Origin of the sequence: Bacteroides sp. 44_46 (assembly GCF_001915465.1) — a bacterium.
Classification (GTDB): domain Bacteria; phylum Bacteroidota; class Bacteroidia; order Bacteroidales; family Bacteroidaceae; genus Bacteroides; species Bacteroides clarus.
Window position 1 is genome coordinate 67,258 of record NZ_MNQO01000017.1, and the last position, 18,468, is coordinate 85,725.

The following is an 18,468-nucleotide window of genomic DNA, read 5'->3' on the forward strand; positions in this document are numbered from 1 at the left end:
ATAGTTAGCGACGAGCGTTTAGTGCAACCGTCCTCCCAATGCATTCACTATCCCGATACGTGAAGCGCGCCATGCCGGAAAACCGCTGCTCATCAAGTTCAGCACAAAGCAAAAGAGCAGCGCCCAGGCAAAGGTGGAAGCATGCAGCAGGATTGAAGCGTCCACTTCCGGCGGATTCAAAGTCTGGCTGAACTCCTGCGCAAAAAGCAACGTGTTGCCCACGTACGCAAAAACCACGCTCAGCAGCAGGCCGACAATACCGGCCAATAAGGTTATCACCAGATTCTCCGCTATAATCTGCCCCATCAGCTCCATGCGTGTACTGCCGAAAGCACGGCGTACCCCGATTTCCGATACCCGCTGACGCAAACGGCTCTGCGTCATGCTCGAAAGATTGATGGCAGGCACTATCAGCAAGATAACGAAGATGATAATCCGCTGGCGGCGGGCTGCATCCACATCCGGTTCGATATTGGCGCCGAAAGCGATGGCATTCTTTTCCTGGTCGTAGGGACGGTTACGGTAAATCAGTTCCCAGCCGTTCTTTCCGATGAGCGTGTTGTACGCCGATTTACGGCGTTCGGCTTCCCGGCGGATAGCGGGAAAATCATCCCGGCTATGCGCCAGTATCGTGCAACTCATCATTCCCATATGCCGGTCGTTCCACGTATCATTATCCATACCCGTCGAGGTATACGGAACCCATACCTGCCCGTAAGCGCAATCCGCCAGCGTGGACACATCTTTCACGACACCGGCCACGCGATAGGGCGCATGACTGAGGAGAAATTCACGTCCCTCCACATCGGTCGTACCGAAAAGGCTGCGCGCTACACTTTCCGTAAGTACGGCCGCCGGTTGTCCGGCGTCGAATACGGCTTTATCGTAGGGCTTTCCTTCGATAAAGGAGAAGTCAAACACACGCCAGAAGATGTCGTCCGTCTGCCGCAAATCCACGCTGACCGCCGGCTTGCCCGGCAAAGAAACAGGTGTGGATACCGGGAAAATGGTATAAATAGTGACAGCTTCCGGTGTTTTCAGCGACTGGAAACATTCGCGGGCGGTCTGCACACTCATCGGTCCGTTGCTCGTCCCTTCGCCCCAGTTCGAGTTGGAGATGCTCATCGACTTGACGTGCAGAAAGCGGTCGCGATTACTTTCGGGTGCGAAAGGAGCCACCTTTACCTGCTGCATCATTACCACCAGCATAATCAGGAAGATGGCAAGCGCTGTACCTGTTATACCGACCGCACTCATCAGCGGTTGCTGGCGAAGCTGCGCCCACGCTTGTGTAAAATATTGCTTTATCATCTGTTCATTCGCTATTTTAACAGTACACTATAATCAGTTTTCTACTTTTACTCTTCGTGCAATGCCTCTGCCGGCTGTATGCTGACAGCTTGCTGCGCCGGAAACCAGATTCCCACTATCACCATCGACGCCATCAGCAGCCATGCGCCCAACGTGCCCGACAGGAAACGAAGGAAACTCCATTCCACCGGCCAGGTGGTAATCAGTTCGGTATGTCCCATCGTAAATTCGGCAATGCCCACATTGTAGCATACAATCATGGCCGGGAGCGTAACAAGGGTCAGCAACAGCAGTCCCTCTCCCATAAGCAAACAGAATATCTGCTTTTTCGTGCTGCCCATCGCAAGCCTTAAAGCTATTTCATTGCGACGGCGGCGGGTACGGAACCAGAATGTACCTATCAGCCCCAAAAACACATTCACCAGCAGAAACACCACTACGACCGTCTGCGTATTCACTTTATCCACATCGCCTCTCACCACCTCAAACTGATATTGCTGTTCCGTATAAGGAACGACGTCGGCTATAAACATATTGTCGGTGTCCAGATGCGGAGCTATCTCTTTAAGGAACCTGCTCCTGTAATCGGGAGAATCCATGTTTTCTTTCACACGGAAAACAATCTGCGCCGTATAATCCTTCAATTCCGTCCGTATTACATTCTCGTCCATTCTCCGGAAAACCCACTTCGCGTCAGCTCCATAACGATAAGAACGGAAACCGCCGATCATACCGCTTTGGGTAACAACGTTCGCAGAATCCCCGTACCAGTTCAGGGGAGTATCCAATGAGAAGCCGGGCACTCTCTTCTTAAAATAAAGAACCGCATCCTCGCTCAGCATTACATAATTGCCGGCGGTAATATCACTTCCTACGGGCATTGCCGCAAACGGACGTTTGGCATCTTCTTTCATACGGAACACCCGGGTATATCCTCCGGTAGCGTTTATCATGCGCAAATCGCATCCGATGGTATCTTGCACAGCCAGCGAGTTATAAGAATTATTACCGCTCATCGGCAGGCTCCAATACGACAGGGCGGCCACTTCCACCGTGGGTTCCCTTTCGAGTTTTTGCAGAATACTTATATATTTATCCCCTTTTGTCATTCCGGCATCCCGGCTTTCACCGCCCGTAATCATCGAAAGCTGGTAAACATGGTCTATGTCATACCCCAACGGGCGATAGAACGTATACTTCAGGCATCCCAACGAATCGCAGAGAAACCACATCACGATAAACACCAGAAACAGTTCCGCAAGCACCCAGCCGTTATTACGGAGACGCGCCCGAATCATACGTAAGTTATGTACTATGAATTTCATAATCAATCTCGCTTTATTTATCGTTCAAAGAATCTACAATCGTGTGCCGTGCGGCAAGCCATGTGGGCAGACCCGCGCTCAGCAGGTTGATGACCAGGCAGAAAAGGAAAGCCAGGCCAAACACCGCCGGACTGAACAGCACCGACATGCTCAGGTCGAAGTCACCGGAAGTACCGATGTTCTGACTATTGGTGAACAACCACGTACGCATTCCATACACAGCCAGATAGCTGAATACCAGCCCTACGACTCCGCCTATCAGCGTCAGCACAAGGTTCTCGTTCAATATCTGCCTTATCAGTACGCCGCGCGTCGCCCCGAATGCCTTGCGCACTCCCAGCTCGCTGATGCGCTGCTGCATACGGCTGTTGCTCAGCCCGCAAAGATTGAGTGACGGCACCAAAAGGATAATGAGCAATGCCAGGAAATACTGCATGTACAGCATCCGCAAGTCCGGCCCTGTGTTGGCCCACACATGATTGACATGCGCCACGATTTCATCGGGTTGTTCCATGATATCTATCAGCATTTCGTTCTGCACGGCATTGATGTCTTTCACCCGTTTCTCCATTCCTTGCCTGATGGCCGGAAAGTCGGCAGATGAGCGCGCCAGCGCAACGACCGTATGCGCGCCGATATAGTTCCGAACGGAAACGGCATCCTGCAAATCGGCCGGATACATACGCCACACCTGTGCGTAAGCGTCTTTGGCTATTACGGACACATCCTTCACCACCCCGCACACACGCGCCTCGTTGCGGTTCAGCAGCACCGTCTTACCTACCGCATCCGTAGTGCCGAACAATTTCCGGGCGACAGAAGCAGATATCACAATAGCGGACACATCACCGCCCCGGTCCGAATCATCGAATCCGCGTCCGGCGACGAACTGCATCTGGAACACTTTCCAGAAACCCGGATCCGTCTCCATGGCATCCACCTTTACGCTGTTAGTGCCATCGGGCATGGAAACCAAAGCAACTCCCGCTGGAACAAACGCCGTACAAGCCTCCACTTCCGGCAACGGCTGCACGCACTCTTTCATAAAAGCCGGTGAACAGGAGCTATAAGTATTCCACTCCTTATTTTCTTTGCCCTGCAAATGCATCTTACTTATATATAAGCAACGGCTGCGGTTCACTTCCGGCTCCATATCCGCATATTTCATCTGCCAGGTAATTACAATCGCCATAATCATGGTTATGGCAAATGCCGTACCCAATATGAAGATGGTACTCAGCAACGGATTCTGCCGCAGAAGCATAAGGGCTTGACGAATGGTTTGCATGGTAATGAAGGGGGGGATAAGTTATGGGTTATGAGTTATAAGTTATGAGTTATGGGGGATGAAGGGCGGGAATTATTCTACCTGACGGCCGTCGAAGAAGCGGACGGTACGGCTGGTTTGTCTGGCCTGTTCTTCATTGTGGGTCACCATTACGATGGTGCGTCCGTCTTCTTTATTCAGCTGATGCAACAGCTCCATGACTTCCGCACCCATCTTGGAGTCCAGATTACCGGTAGGCTCATCGGCGAGTATTATCTCCGGATTGCCGATGATGGCGCGCGCAATGGCAACACGCTGGCACTGACCGCCGGAAAGCTGTGTAGGCATGTGGCGCATACGGTGGCTCAAACCCACCTTCTGCAATACTTCCTCTGCCAGACGGCGACGCTCCTTGGCCGACACCTTTCTGTACAGCAAAGGCAGCTCCACGTTATCCAGTACATTCAGCGAATTAATCAAGTGGAAAGACTGGAACACAAACCCCAGCTTCCGGTTACGGAAAGCCGCCAGTTCCCTGTCCTTCATGCCGTCCACCTTAATGCCGGCTATTTCAATCGTTCCGCCGGTAGGCGCATCCAGCAAACCCATAATGTTCAGCAAAGTAGACTTACCGCAACCGGAAGGACCCATGATACTGAGGAATTCCCCCTTGTTCACTTCGAGGTTTACATTCTCCAACGCTACGGTTTCAATCTCGTTCGTACGATAAATCTTGTTGATGCCAGTTAACTTAATCATAATGGTAAGTATTTAATTGTTATTTCAGTTTCAGCTTATTCTTGTTCTTATACTGGCTCATGTCGCTCACCACCACTTCATCACCCGGTTGCAAGCCGCCAATAACTTCCACAAACTCAAAGTTGGAATCGCCCAGCTGCACTTTGCGCTTCACAATCTCGTTATCGGAATTGCGGACAAACAGTTCGTATTCCCCGCGTCCCACATAGTAAGAAGCGTTGGCAATGCGCAACACGTCCTCTTTCACGGCGTTCATCACATACACATCCGTTTTCAGGCCGGAACGGAGACGGCGGTTGTTATCCTCATTCAGTTGTACGGTAAAGGAGATAACGCCGTTCTTGGACAACGGAGTGACACTGCTGACCGCCCCTTCCAGTTTCTCATTGCCAATCTTCACAACGGCCTTGCCGCCGGCAGATACACGGTCGCCGTACGTATCAGCTATCTCGCCCTCTACTTTGAAGTGGCTCAAATCGGAGATGACGGCAATCTGCGAACCCTCCGCCACCTGCGCGCCAATCTGGTTATTGATGTAAGTAAGGATGGCCTTACGGGGCGAACGGATTTGCGCGTCGTCCAGCGTACGTTTGGTTTCGGCCAGCGTCTTGCGGAAAATGCTGAAATCCAATTCCTGCACCTGGTATTCCGCATCCAGCACTTCTTTCTCGTTGGCATACTGTTGCTTCAACTGTTCGTATTCCAACTCGGCCACATTATAGCTCAGCTCCGCCTGACGCACTTTATCGGTAGTGCCGGAGCCGAGGCTGTCGAGGTATTGCTCATTGCGCAACTCCACCTTTTTGCGGTTCAGCTGCATGGCAGAAACCTTTATCTTCATCTGCAAGTCATTCAGCTTGGTCATGTTCTCCAGTTTGAGCTGTTTCAGCTTGTAGCTGCGCATCTGTTCCTCGTCCAGCTTCTGCTTATAATCGGTTTCGGCGCTCTGCAAGTCCAGCTTCAGGATAGGCGTGCCTACATCCACGCTGTCGCCACCTTTCTTATATACTTCCAGAATACGGGTGTTGATAGGCGAATTGATAATCTCCTCAAAGGCAGGAACCACCTTGCCTGAAGCGCTTACGCTGACCTCGATAGTGCCCTGGTTCACTTTAGAAAACACAAGGTCTTTTTCTTTCACGCCGGTACGCATCAACGAAATGAGTACACTGATAACGACGATACCCGCAGCGCCCATGCCGCCATAACGAATGATTTTCTTGTTACGTTCTTTGTTACGAACTTCTTTCGGAATCTCTCTATCCATATTCTCTGTCTTTATTTACTGTTTTATGTTGCCGCCGTCCTGTCGCGTAAACGGACAGCCGCGATTCTTCGTCCTTATACTTGCGAAATCCGTGCCAAAAATGTAAATCATTGAAAACAAGCGTTAAAACAAAAAAGCAGAGTGTCCGTTTTCGGACACTCTGTACATTTTCGGATAGCGGGCCGGTACACAAAAGGGACAGGCAAGGCACATCCCGCCGACAACATGCTTTAGTAACGGCAATACCAACCTTTGGTACAGCCGATACCAACAGCCGGTACAAGGAATACCAACGCTTGGTACGACGTGTACCTAAGGCTGGTACGCTTCGTACCTAAGCAGGGTACACGACGTACCAAAGTGCGGTATCTCTTTGGTACGCGCACCTCACTGAATTACAATAGGATATAAAAGCCGTAATCCGCTTATCTCAAACGCAGCCTGTCGCCTACTTCCGGCACGTATTCCGCATCCTTGCGGTTCATCTTATACAGGTTCTTCAGGCGGATGCCGTACGTCTGCGAGATGGAGTGCATGGAATCGCCGTCTTTCACGATATAAACGGTATGAGGCTTGGCCGCTTTCTTGCGCTTGCCTTTCAGATAGATGATATCGCCGGCCTCTAAGGTATAGTCTTTATGCAGGTCGTTATATTTCACCAGTTTGCGCCAACTGATGCCGAACTCCTTGCCCAGGAAGTGGAAGGTATCTCCGTCACGTGCCACGACATAGGCTATGTCATTGGCGATATACACCTGGTGCGGATTGGCGAGCCAGGGCTTCTTCTTCAATTCCTTCTCCCAATTGCGGGCTTCACGCTTGCTCATACCGCGGCTGTCATACTTATATAAGTCGTAGTCCTCGATGATGGTTATCAAGCGGTTGGCGTAAGAGGGGTCTGTGGCATAGCCCGCTTTTTTCAGGCCGCGCGCCCAGCCTTTGTAGTCGGTAATCTTCAACTTAAACAGGAAAGCGTAGCGGGCGCCGCGTTTCAAGAAAAGCGAGTGGTCTTCGTAGGAATCCTTCGGATTGCGGTAGGCGCGGAAACACTCGTTACGGGCATCATCGTCGTGCCGCACACTACGTCCCCGCCAACTGCTTCCGCACTTTATGCCGAAGTGGTTGTTGCTTTTACGCGCCAGCGTACTTTGCCCCGCACCGCTTTCCAGCAGACCTTGCGCCAGCGTAATGCTGGCGGGTATCTTATGTTCCTTCATCTGCTCTACGGCAAGCGGAGCATATTGCTTTATGTATTCATTGTAGCGGGAGTTTCTGCGTTGCGCCTGCGTGGCTACGGAAACAAGAAGAAGCGCTATGATAGCGGTCAGTCTGAAAATAGGTTTCATGCTTCAAATGTTGAATTTGACACAAAAGTCTGCAAAAGAATTGAAAAAACCAATCTCTTTCCTATCTTTGTAACATTAATTACAATAAACCATTACTCTATGAAAGACCTGAACATACAGATTGCTATCAAGATATACGACTACGAAGAACTGAGTGCCGCCGACCGCGAGCTGATGGATGCCGCCCGTCAGGCAACTTTCCGCAGCTATGCCCCCTACTCGCATTTCTCCGTGGGCGCGGCAGCCCGATTGGCAAACAATACGATTGTTACAGGTACCAACCAGGAGAATGCAGCCTATCCATCGGGACTTTGCGCGGAACGCACCACCTTGTTCTATGCCAACTCCCAATATCCCGACCAAGCCGTAGAAACGCTTGCCATAGCCGCCCGCAACGAACGCGGGGAGTTTCTGGAAGAACCCATTCCCCCATGCGGCGCCTGCCGGCAGGTGATGCTCGAAACGGAGAAACGCTTCAAACGCCCCATGCGCATCTTGCTGTTCGGCGAAAAAGGCATTTATGAACTGAAGAATGTAGGCGCATTGCTGCCGCTTTCATTCGATGCGTCTTCCATGTTATAAACAAGATGTGTACCTTATTATAAATAAAATGCGTACCTTTGCAACCGCTAACCAATAAATACCACCGATGAGAATAGTTAAGTAAAGACAGCACATTTCGGTAAACATCACTTTATACATGCTTTTCATATCAGAACGCTGAGCATCACTCAAAAGGTGTATGTTTGGCCTTTACTGTGTTTGTCTGTTCCCCACAGCCTTGCGAGAGTTGAAAATGTGTCATGCGGACACCTATGTTATCTACCCTGAACACAGTATTTTTATGAGTATCATTATCAAAGACCTCAGCTATATCCATACCGATAAGGAAGTTTTGTTTTCCAACCTCAATCTGATTATCAATTCCGGAGAAAAGACCGCGCTGACAGGCAACAACGGTTGCGGAAAGTCCACCCTGATGCGTATCCTTGCGGGAGAAGTATCGCCGGGCGGCGGCAGCGCGTATTGCTCCGGGCATCTTTTCCATGTACCCCAGCATTTCGGGCAGTACGACGGCCGGACGGTTGCGCAGGCATTGGGCATAGACCGTAAGCTAACCGCTCTCCATGCCATCCTGAACGGTGATGCGGCGGAAGAACACTTCGTCCGGCTCGATGACGACTGGAATATCGAAGAACGCGCCCAAGCCGCGCTCGACGCATGGCAGTTGGCCGGTATCTCCCTTTTGCGCCCGTTAAAGGAGTTGAGCGGCGGAGAGAAAACACGCCTGTTCCTCACCGGCATGGAGCTGGGAGAGCCGGACACCATACTGCTGGACGAGCCGACCAATCATCTGGATACCGCCGGACGGGAACGCTTGTATGATTTCGTACGCCGCACTTCGGCTACGGTACTCGTTATCAGCCACGACCGTACCCTGCTAAACCTGCTACCCGCCATTTGCGAGCTTTCCCGCAACGGACTGGCTTACTACGGCGGTAATTACGACTTCTATAAAGAACAGAAGGAAGTACACCGCAACGCCCTGCAACAGCAGTTGGAAGAAAAAGAAAAGGCTTTGCGCCTCGCCCGCAAAACCGCCCGTGAAGTGGAAGAACGGAAAGCCAGGCAAAACACACGAGGCGAAAAGGCTTCCATAAAGAAAGGTATTCCGCGTATCCTGTTGGGCGGCCTGAAAAATCACGCCGAAAACAGCAGTAGCAGGCTCAGTAATGTCCACGCCGAAAAGGCGGGAAAGATTCAGCAGGAAATAACAAGCCTGAAAGGCTCCTTATCGCGAACCGACAAGTTGAAAACAGACTTCAACGCCCCGGCATTGCATACAGGCAAAATACTCGTTACGGCACGGGATATCAATTTTCATTACCCGGACAGCGACGCAAATCTTTGGCCGGCTCCCCTCAGCTTTCAGCTGCGCAGCGGCAGCCGATTGTGCATTAAAGGGAATAACGGCAGCGGTAAGACAACCCTGCTGAAACTGATTACCGGCGAACTGGCACCGACCGGCGGAGCGATAGAGCGTGCAGACTTTACCTATGTTTATCTGGATCAGGAATACTCCCTTATCCAAAATGGATATACCGTTTCGGAACAAGCGGAAACCTTCAATCTGCGGCATCTGCCGGAACATGAAATAAAGACCATCTTAAACCGTTATCTTTTCCCGCAGGACGTTTGGAACAAGCCTTGCGGCAAATTAAGCGGCGGTGAGAAAATGCGCCTTGCCTTCTGCTGCCTGATGATTGCCGATAACACTCCCGACATATTTATGCTGGACGAACCTACCAATAATTTGGACATCGAAAGCGTTGAAATCATCACGGCCGCGATACGTAACTATCAAGGTACCATACTTGTTATCTCGCACGACCGGGAATTTCTGAAAGAAGCGGGAATTGAACAAGAAATAAGCTTTTTTCTGTAAAATTGGTAAAAACAACTGTAATCCATATACACAAACTAATGATAAACTCCGTATTTTTGCGACGATAAAACTATTATGACTATGTTACGTACTATCAGACTGACACTTGCAATTGTATTCTTTGCGCTCGTCACGCTCCTGTTCCTCGATTTTACCGGAACGCTGCACGGATGGATGGGCTGGATGGCAAAGATACAGTTTCTCCCCGCACTGCTCGCACTGAATGTAGGTGTGGTATTGCTGCTTGTTGTATTGACCTTGCTGTTCGGACGGGTCTATTGTTCCGTTATCTGTCCGCTCGGCGTATTTCAGGATGTCATCTCCCGGTTTGCGGGCAAACGGAAGAAAAACCGCTTCCGCTACTCTCCCGCAAAAAAATGGCTGCGTTATGGAATGCTGGCATTGTTTGCCGTCACCCTCATTGCGGGGGTACGTTTTCATGCGGTCGCTTCGCTGCTCGAACCGTACAGCTCTTATGGGCGTATCGCTTCCAATCTTTTCGCTCCCGTCTACCAGTGGGGCAACAATCTGCTGGCATACCTGGCGGAACGGGCGGACAGCTACGCTTTCTATGAAACAGAGGTGTGGATGAAAAGCCTGCCTACGTTCATCATAGCGTCCCTTACTTTTGCCGTACTCATCATATTGGCATGGAGAGGCGGGCGTACGTACTGTAACACGATTTGTCCGGTGGGTACGGTACTCGGCTTCTTGTCCAAGTATTCCTTTTTCAAACCGGTTATAGACACAGCGAAGTGCAACGGCTGCGGACTTTGCGCACGCAACTGCAAAGCTTCGTGCATCAACTCCAAAGCTCACGAAATCGATTACAGCCGTTGCGTGGCGTGCATGGATTGTCTGGATAAATGTAAGCAGGGCGCCATCATCTACACCCGCCGTCATAAAGCAGGTGTAGAGAAAGTAGCTGCCCGGAATCAGTCCCGTGCAGCGACCGGTGCTGCCGAACCGATAGATGATACCCGGCGCGCATTCCTCTCGGCAACGGCAGTGTTGGCCGCTACCGCGGCCTTAAAGGCGCAAGAGAAGAAAGTGGATGGCGGACTGGCTGTCATCGAAGATAAGAAGATACCCGCACGTGCCGCCGCCATCACTCCGCCGGGGTCGTTGAGCGCACGCAATTTCGCGCAACACTGTACAGCCTGCCAACTATGCGTTGCCGTATGTCCCAACCAAGTACTGCGCCCCTCTTCCGACCTGACGAAACTGATGCAGCCGGAAATGTCCTACGAGCGCGGCTACTGCCGTCCCGAATGTACCAAGTGTTCGGAAGTGTGTCCGGCAGGTGCAATCCGGCCGATAACGAAAGCTGACAAATCTGCTATCCAGATAGGCCACGCCGTATGGATAAAGGAGAATTGCATCTGCATCACCGATGACGTGGAATGTGGAAACTGCGCCCGCCATTGTCCGGTCAGCGCCATACAAATGGTAGCTTCAGACCCCGGGAATCCGGAGTCAAAAAAAATACCCGTTGTCAATACCGAACGCTGCATCGGCTGCGGAGCATGTGAGAATCTTTGCCCGTCACGCCCGTTCAGCGCAATCTATGTGGAAGGACATATTATGCACAGGACGGTGTAAAGACCAGGTGAAAAAGCAGTAATACGATGAGGTGATGAGATAATGAAGTGATGAGACGCTGAAGTAGCGCTGAAGCAGTGATGAAGCAGTGATGAAGCAGTGATGAAGCAGTGATGAAGCGGCAAGGTAATGAAAGAGTATCATCACGAATTATATAAATAAACGACTGAATCAATTAATATCATTGGGGACTTATGGATAAGAATAATAACCATAACAATAATAATAGCAATAAGATTAATCGCCGGGACTTTTTCAAGCTTGCCGGCGCAGGGACGCTCGCATCGGCAGCCGCGCTGTATGGCTGTTCCGGTAAAAACAACAGTTCGGACAGCGAATCGGCCGCTTTGGGCGAGATTCCTACCGATAAGATGGTCTACCGCACCAATCCTACTACGGGCGACCGTGTATCGTTATTAGGCTACGGCTGTATGCGCTGGCCTACCCGGAAACGGGCTGACGGAAACGGGGATGAGATAGACCAGGAAGCCGTCAACGAACTGATAGACTATGCCATTGCCCACGGCGTGAATTACTTCGATACATCCCCGGCATATGTGCAGGGTATGTCCGAGCGTGCCACGGGTATCGCCCTGAAGCGCCACTCGCGTGAAAAGTTCTTCCTCGCCACCAAACTGTCCAACTTCAGTCCCAGCACCCACAGCCGTGAGGAGTCACTTGCCATGTATCACCGCTCTTTCCGTGAACTGCAAGTGGATTATATCGATTATCTGCTGTTGCACGGTATCGGCATGGGCGGTATGGAAGCCCTGCGCAGCCGCTATCTGGATAACGGCATGCTCGACTTCCTTCTGAAAGAACGTGAAGCGGGGCGCATCCGCAATCTCGGTTTCTCTTATCACGGCGACATCAAAGTTTTCGATTATCTCCTCTCCCGACACGACGAACTGAAATGGGATTTCGTACAAATCCAGCTGAACTACGTCGACTGGAAACATGCCAAAGAAGTAAATACCCGCAATACGGATGCCGAATATCTGTATGGAGAACTCGTAAAGCGCGGCATACCTGCCGTCATCATGGAGCCGTTATTGGGCGGACGCCTCTCCAAACTGAACGACCACCTGATGGCACGCCTGAAACAACGCCGTCCGCAAGACAGCGTAGCTTCCTGGGCATTCCGCTTTGCCGGAACCTTTCCCGATGTGCTGACGGTGTTAAGCGGCATGACGTATATGGAACATCTGCAAGACAATCTCCGCACCTTCTCCCCGCTCGACCCCTGCACGGAAGAAGAAATGGCGTTGCTGGAAGATACGGCGCAGATGATGCTGACCTATCCCACCGTTCCGTGCAACGACTGCAAATACTGCATGCCTTGTCCCTACGGTCTGGACATCCCCGCCATATTGCTGCATTACAACCGATGCATCAACGAGGGCAATGTGCCTAAAAGCAGTCAGGACGAGAACTATCGCGAAGCACGCCGCGCCTTCCTCATCGGCTATGACCGCAGCGTACCGAAGCTTCGCCAGGCAAGTCATTGTACCGGATGCAACCAATGCAACCCGCATTGTCCGCAGGGCATTGATATTCCCAAAAAGTTACAGGAAATAGACCTATTTGTAGAAAATCTCAAACAAGAGAGACTATAATACAAACGGAGAAAGAAAATACGCCCTATCTTTGGCGGAGCAAATAATGAAGAAAGTAATACGAATGAAGAAAAAAGCAATATTACTCCTTTCGATAACCGGTATCTGGGCAATGGCGGGATTCGCGCAAACAACAAAAGACAGCACGCGCATTGCCGGAAGCCTGACAATAGATGAAGTGGTAGTCACCGGAACAAGAAACGAAACGGATATACGGCATCTGCCAATGACCATCTCCGTAGTCAACCGCAAAGTGCTGGAACAAAGTTTTCAGCCGTCCGTTCTGCCCGTACTGACGGAGCAAGTGCCCGGCCTGTTCACCACGAGCCGCGGTATCATGGGATACGGCGTGTCTACGGGAGCGGCGGGCGGAATGAGCCTGCGCGGTATCGGCGGCAGTCCTACGGCAGGCTTGCTGGTGCTGATTGACGGACATCCCCAATATATGGGATTAATGGGGCACCCCATTGCCGACGCCTATCAGACCATGCTGACCGACCGGGTGGAAGTGCTTCGTGGCCCCGCCTCGGTGCTGTACGGCTCCAACGCCATGGGCGGCGTCATCAATATCGTGACCCGCAAGATGCAGGAAGACGGCATAAAGACCAATGCGCAAATTGGTTACGGTTCCTACAATACATTACAGACGGAGGTTTCCAACCGCATCAAGAAAGGGCGTTTCAGCAGTATCGTCACCGGCTCTTACAACCGTACCGACGGACATCGCGACGATATGGAATTCGAGCAATACGGCGGTTACGCCAAGCTGGAGTATGACTTCAACGATGCCTGGAAACTGTGGGGCGACGTAAATATCACCCAATTCAAGGCTTCCAATCCGGGCGAAGCCGGTAATCCGTATATAGACAATGATTCACGCGTCACGCGCGGCATGACTTCGTTCGCTCTCGAAAACCATTATGAGAAAAGCTCCGGCGCCTTGAGTTTCTTTTACAACTGGGGACGCCATAAAATCAACGACGGCTATCATCCCGGCGGAACACCGCAGGAATCCCACTTCAATTCCAAAGACCGGATGCTGGGCGTGTCGTGGTACCAAAGCGCAACGCTTTTCACCGGCAACCGTCTGACTATGGGTTTCGACTATCAGCACTTCGGCGGCGAATCATGGAACAGAGTGGTGGCCACCGGCGAACGTATTCCGGGGGTAGACAAGCAAATGGATGAATTTGCCGGATATGTCGACTTCCGTCAAGACCTCGGCGAATGGCTGTCTTTGGATGCCGGTATCCGTGTAGACCATCATTCGCACGTAGGTACGGAATGGATTCCATAAGGCGGACTTTCGTTTCACTTGCCCGAACAGGTGGAAATGAAGGCGATGGTAAGCAAGGGCTTCCGCAATCCCACTATTCGTGAAATGTACATGTTTCCGCCGCAGAACCCGGATTTAAAAGCGGAAAGTCTGATGAATTACGAGCTGTCCTTCTCACAAAGGATGTTGGACGGTGCTTTGTCTTACGGCATAAATATCTACTACATCGACGGTGACAACATGATTATGACCGTTCCCACGGACGGCAAGCCCAAGAACGTCAATACCGGCGAGATTGAGAACTGGGGTCTCGAAACCAATATCGGCTACCGCATCAATCCTCACTGGCAAGTAAACGCCAATTATAGCTGGCTGCACATGGAGAATCCGGTGGTTGCCGCTCCCGAACATAAACTCTATGCGGGTGTTGACTTTACACGAGGCCGCTGGGGAGTATCAACCGGGGTGCAATATATAAAAGACCTTTACACCAACGTAAGCAAAGGTAAGGAGAAGAAAGAAAGTTTTGTTCTTTGGAATCTGCGTGCCAATTATCGTTTATGCCGTTATGCCGACCTCTTTGTAAGAGGTGAGAACCTGCTGGCGCAACGTTACGAAATCAACGACGGCTTCCCGATGCCCAAAGCCACCGTTATGGGCGGAGTGAACATCAACTTCTGACAAAATCAGGCATTACCGTCGTCAAGACCGTAGCCGTTTGAAATAATAGTTATAACTTTGTAAGCATAAAAATGATTATTTGATAAACCAATAAGATTACTCTATAAACTATAAGAACATGGAAACAAAAACTGTAAAACTCTATTCGCTGGATTACAGCAATGCAAAAACTTACTTAATGGCCGCATTGTTCATTGCAGGCAATATGGCGCTTCCTCAGCTTTTCCACCTTATACCGCAAGGTGGTATAACATGGTTGCCCATCTATTTCTTTACCCTAATCGGCGCCTACAAATTCGGCTGGAAAGTGGGATTGCTGACTGCCGTTCTTTCTCCGGTAATCAATTCGCTGCTGTTCGGGATGCCTCTTCCGGCAGTGCTTCCTGCCATTCTGTTGAAGTCCGTATTACTGGCGGTAGCAGCCGGTTGGGCGGCACACCGCTTCAACCGCATCTCTCTGCCTATTTTATTGGCTGTCGTACTGTTCTATCAGGTGGCAGGTACTTTAGGCGAGTGGGTTATGGTTGGCAGCTTCTTCCAGGCCGTACAAGATTTCCGTATCGGTCTGCCGGGAATGGCAATGCAGGTAGCAGGCGGGTATGCGTTGATAAAATATAGCGCATCGCTGTAATACATTGCAGGATTATCAAAAGTGGCGGAACTGTTTTCCGTACACTGTTTTACCAAAAGCATAGAGGCCGTTGGCTTCAACTCAAAAAGAAAACCTTAGAATCGATAATCAGAGAAAGAAATGATGAACTTTTTCTGCTTATCGAATTCTAAGGTTTCAACCAATATAATCTACGAGAATCAAAAACGTCAGTTTCTCAACAAAGAGACAGAACCGCTACTTTATCTTGTCATATTGCTGTTCTGCTTTAATTTCCGTATAAGCAGGCGCATCTATCATCTCGACCAATGCCCTCAAAACAGGTCCTTCACCCATAGGGTCGTTTTTCCATTGCGGACGGTTATAATAAAATGATAAAGAAGGCATAATTCCCGTACCTGCACAAATCGCAGTGACATCACCCTCGGGCGTGATTTTTGTCAGCATCCCTTTCAAGCCTTCCCATGCCACATAGATATAATCAGGATGTAACCATCCTTCTTTAACTCCCCTGGCAATGCCGAAAACAAACATGGACGTTCCGGTTATCTCTTCATAAGAATCCGGTTTGTCGAGCAACTGATGCCATAACCCGTTAGCGCCCTGATAACGGATTACTCCATCCGTCTGCATCCGGAAGTTCTCGATGACATCTTCACGCATAGGATGATTTTCAGGCATTCTCGACAGTAAATCTGCCGTTGCCATAAATATCCATCCGTTGGCTCTTGACCAATGAGCTACTCCGTGTATCTTCGTGTCGGTATGGTAACAGTGATAATATACTCCCTTTTCCGGACACCACAGATAGCGGGTATAATTCAATATCTGATTGGCAGCATCATCGAAATACTTATTATCTCCCGTCACCTCTCCCATTCTTACCAGAAAGGAAAGAGCCATAAAAGCATCATCAGCCCATACCGTATTTACATGCGGCCACAACCGGGCAATAGTGCCATCGGCGAGCCGGGGCTCGGAAAACATCAAATGATGATTGGTGCTTTCAATATATTTCCGGAACGCTTCGTCAGGATGCTTCCGGTTCAAATCAATCAGGCTTGCTCCCATCGGTCCGTTATCGTCCAAACGTTTATTACGATAAATCATGTGCCAGTTCAAGGCGTTCACCGCTTTCCAACCCTCATTCTTCAGCGTTTCTTCATACAATCGGCGGAAATAAGATTGATTGTCCGCGTCAAATACGAAATCCATGTTTTTCAATACATAGTTTTCGTATTTGGAATTACCCAGCTTATTACCCAATTCCATTAAGGCGATATTGGTAACTCCGTTCGTATAATGCCAATCCAGATATTTACTCTTGACCTTCACCGCTTTACTCAATGGCGTATTCTTTAAGGATGTATAGGTCTTCCCGCTTTTCTTATCCACAAACTCATAAGTGGTGGACGCTAAAATACGGTCGGCTATCTTCACCGCCATCTCTCTGGCTTTGTCATTCGTTTGCGCCCCTGCCGGCACGCTACACAATTGCAACACGCTTATAAAAACAAGACATAATTTTTTCATCATTCGGTATTCTATTTAATCAGAAATATATAATTCTCTATATTCGTATATCCATTGGACGCTATCTTCATGGCATCTGCCGGATCGTTCTTATCAAGGCCGTATTTATCTTCAAACTCGTCCGGCATACCGTCATTATCGGTATCCGCGGGAGCATCCGCTGATTTTATACTGCCCGGCCCTTTTGTCGGTATATCTTCTTCCGTATGGATAATCAGCCCTTTTTTCCCTAATGAAGTCAGTTCGTCAATAAGATAGGCATCCACCTCATCCCGTGCGGGCAGGGAAGCTCCGCCATTATCGACAATCCATTCATAGGCTTCCTGAGCAGTCATCAGTCCTTTTATTTCGGGATGTATATCGGACGGACGTTCAAGGAACGTAGGAGAAGTTATAATCTCCTCTCCGGCTACAACCGACTTCTTCATGCAGTCCGCACGTTCCAGTTCACGGCCATTCAATACGCCATCCTTATTATCATCATAGAAGTTACCGGACAAATAGGCGCTGAAATGCTCGTTATATCGGGTAAAGGGAGCCGTCGCGCCTAACTTCTTGCCATCGTAATTATCTGTAGTTCCTACTATAAAATAATTATTCCGAATATCCGCATCCGATTTTTGCTCGGTATCCCCCATAATGTAAGCACCGCCATTTCCCCAATTATAAAGGACATTGTTTACGAACTGATTCAGTCCTTTCACTTTCGGATTACGGGTTTTATTGTCTATATACAGATTACGGTACAAAGTAACCCCGTTGTTTATCGTAGTCTGGATAAGGCCGCCGCAAGAATGGGGTTGCAGTCCCTGCCCTATGAACGAATTCTGTATAGTGATATTCCGAGGTTGGTCGGCAGGCTTTTTAGGGTCTCCATTGATGGAGAAACATTCATCGCGTCCCCATGTTACGGACATGTGGTCGAAAATCATATCCGACCCGTAGGCGATACCGGCCGCATCTTTACCTTCACGGCCGTTCATGCCCATTCGTACACGTAAATAACGGCATATCAAATTGTCCGCCCCCGAAAAGGAAACCCGATTGCCATACACGACAACTCCGTCACCCGGAGCTGTCTGTGCTGCAATTGTCAAATTCTTTGAGAAGTCGAGAGGAGACTCTAATTTGATTATCCCTGCTACCTTAAATACAATAATACGGTTGGGCTTACTGACGGCATCACGTAAAGAACCCTTACCCGAATCCGCCAAAGTCGTTACTTGATACACTTCACCCGTTCTGCCGCCTGTGGCATGCCGTCCGTACCCTTCCGCACCGGGAAAGGCCAGTACTTCACCATAATCCGGAAAAGGAACCGCCGGATTATCTTTTCCTTCTTCTTGGTTGCAGGACAGGAATACCCATGCAAGACTAAAGAGCCCTATTAGATTCATAGTACATCTCATTAATTAGAGTTTTTAGCTTT

Annotated in this window: 14 protein-coding genes and 1 pseudogene; 7 read left to right on the plus strand and 8 right to left on the minus strand. The window is 50.0% G+C overall.

Annotated elements, in window-relative coordinates:
* Positions 1–18: 18 nt before the first annotated feature.
* The 5 genes from BHV73_RS09010 to BHV73_RS09030 form a co-directional block, all read right to left on the minus strand.
* Positions 19–1,311: an ABC transporter permease gene (locus BHV73_RS09010; RefSeq protein WP_195621020.1), complete on the minus strand. Its 1,293-nt coding sequence runs from the start codon at positions 1,309–1,311 to the stop codon at positions 19–21.
* Between the two features lie 47 nt (positions 1,312–1,358).
* Positions 1,359–2,636 carry an FtsX-like permease family protein gene (locus BHV73_RS09015; protein WP_195621018.1) on the minus strand — a complete coding sequence of 426 codons (1,278 nt, stop codon included), beginning with the start codon at positions 2,634–2,636 and terminating at the stop codon, positions 1,359–1,361.
* A 13-nt stretch (positions 2,637–2,649) separates the two neighbouring features.
* Positions 2,650–3,924 carry an ABC transporter permease gene (locus BHV73_RS09020; protein WP_087413194.1) on the minus strand — a complete coding sequence of 425 codons (1,275 nt, stop codon included), beginning with the start codon at positions 3,922–3,924 and terminating at the stop codon, positions 2,650–2,652.
* A 72-nt stretch (positions 3,925–3,996) separates the two neighbouring features.
* Positions 3,997–4,662, minus strand: a complete 666-nt coding sequence (locus tag BHV73_RS09025; RefSeq protein WP_009121737.1) for an ABC transporter ATP-binding protein — start codon at positions 4,660–4,662, stop codon at positions 3,997–3,999.
* 19 nt (positions 4,663–4,681) lie between these two features.
* Positions 4,682–5,929 (minus strand): efflux RND transporter periplasmic adaptor subunit, encoded by a 1,248-nt coding sequence (locus tag BHV73_RS09030; RefSeq protein WP_009121736.1) that lies wholly within the window; start codon positions 5,927–5,929, stop codon positions 4,682–4,684.
* Between the two features lie 110 nt (positions 5,930–6,039).
* Between BHV73_RS09030 and BHV73_RS09035 the strand changes: the two genes are divergently transcribed.
* The gene (locus BHV73_RS09035) at positions 6,040–6,267 is read left to right on the plus strand and encodes a hypothetical protein (protein WP_195621016.1); all 228 of its coding nucleotides are present in this window, start codon (positions 6,040–6,042) and stop codon (positions 6,265–6,267) included.
* Between the two features lie 87 nt (positions 6,268–6,354).
* Here BHV73_RS09035 and BHV73_RS09040 read toward each other — a convergent pair whose 3' ends face one another.
* Positions 6,355–7,275, minus strand: a complete 921-nt coding sequence (locus BHV73_RS09040; protein WP_087413193.1) for a glucosaminidase domain-containing protein — start codon at positions 7,273–7,275, stop codon at positions 6,355–6,357.
* Positions 7,276–7,374: 99 nt separating this feature from the next.
* Here BHV73_RS09040 and cdd point away from each other — a divergent pair, with 99 nt between their 5' ends.
* The 6 genes and pseudogenes from cdd to BHV73_RS09070 all read left to right on the plus strand — a co-directional run bounded on the left by cdd (position 7,375) and on the right by BHV73_RS09070 (position 15,527).
* On the plus strand, positions 7,375–7,857 hold the full coding sequence (gene cdd / locus BHV73_RS09045) for a cytidine deaminase (protein WP_087413192.1): 483 nt from the start codon (positions 7,375–7,377) through the stop codon (positions 7,855–7,857).
* Between the two features lie 262 nt (positions 7,858–8,119).
* Complete coding sequence (locus tag BHV73_RS09050; protein ID WP_195621014.1) at positions 8,120–9,721, plus strand: ABC-F family ATP-binding cassette domain-containing protein; 1,602 nt, start codon at positions 8,120–8,122, stop codon at positions 9,719–9,721.
* Positions 9,722–9,802: 81 nt separating this feature from the next.
* On the plus strand, positions 9,803–11,323 hold the full coding sequence (locus tag BHV73_RS09055; RefSeq protein ID WP_039950665.1) for a 4Fe-4S binding protein: 1,521 nt from the start codon (positions 9,803–9,805) through the stop codon (positions 11,321–11,323).
* A gap of 194 nt (positions 11,324–11,517) precedes the next feature.
* Complete coding sequence (locus BHV73_RS09060) at positions 11,518–12,939, plus strand: aldo/keto reductase (RefSeq protein WP_009121729.1); 1,422 nt, start codon at positions 11,518–11,520, stop codon at positions 12,937–12,939.
* Between the two features lie 64 nt (positions 12,940–13,003).
* A pseudogene (locus BHV73_RS09065) lies at positions 13,004–14,896 on the plus strand (TonB-dependent receptor).
* A 118-nt stretch (positions 14,897–15,014) separates the two neighbouring features.
* Entirely contained in the window at positions 15,015–15,527 is a 513-nt protein-coding gene (locus tag BHV73_RS09070) for an ECF transporter S component (RefSeq protein WP_087413189.1), read from the plus strand.
* Positions 15,528–15,743: 216 nt separating this feature from the next.
* On the opposite strand, the gene BHV73_RS09075 is transcribed toward BHV73_RS09070, so the two are convergent.
* Positions 15,744–17,042 (minus strand): glycoside hydrolase family 88/105 protein, encoded by a 1,299-nt coding sequence (locus BHV73_RS09075; RefSeq protein ID WP_373129677.1) that lies wholly within the window; start codon positions 17,040–17,042, stop codon positions 15,744–15,746.
* A gap of 8 nt (positions 17,043–17,050) precedes the next feature.
* Positions 17,051–18,436 carry a pectate lyase family protein gene (locus BHV73_RS09080; RefSeq protein ID WP_129618218.1) on the minus strand — a complete coding sequence of 462 codons (1,386 nt, stop codon included), beginning with the start codon at positions 18,434–18,436 and terminating at the stop codon, positions 17,051–17,053.
* Between the last annotated feature and the right edge of the window lie 32 nt (positions 18,437–18,468).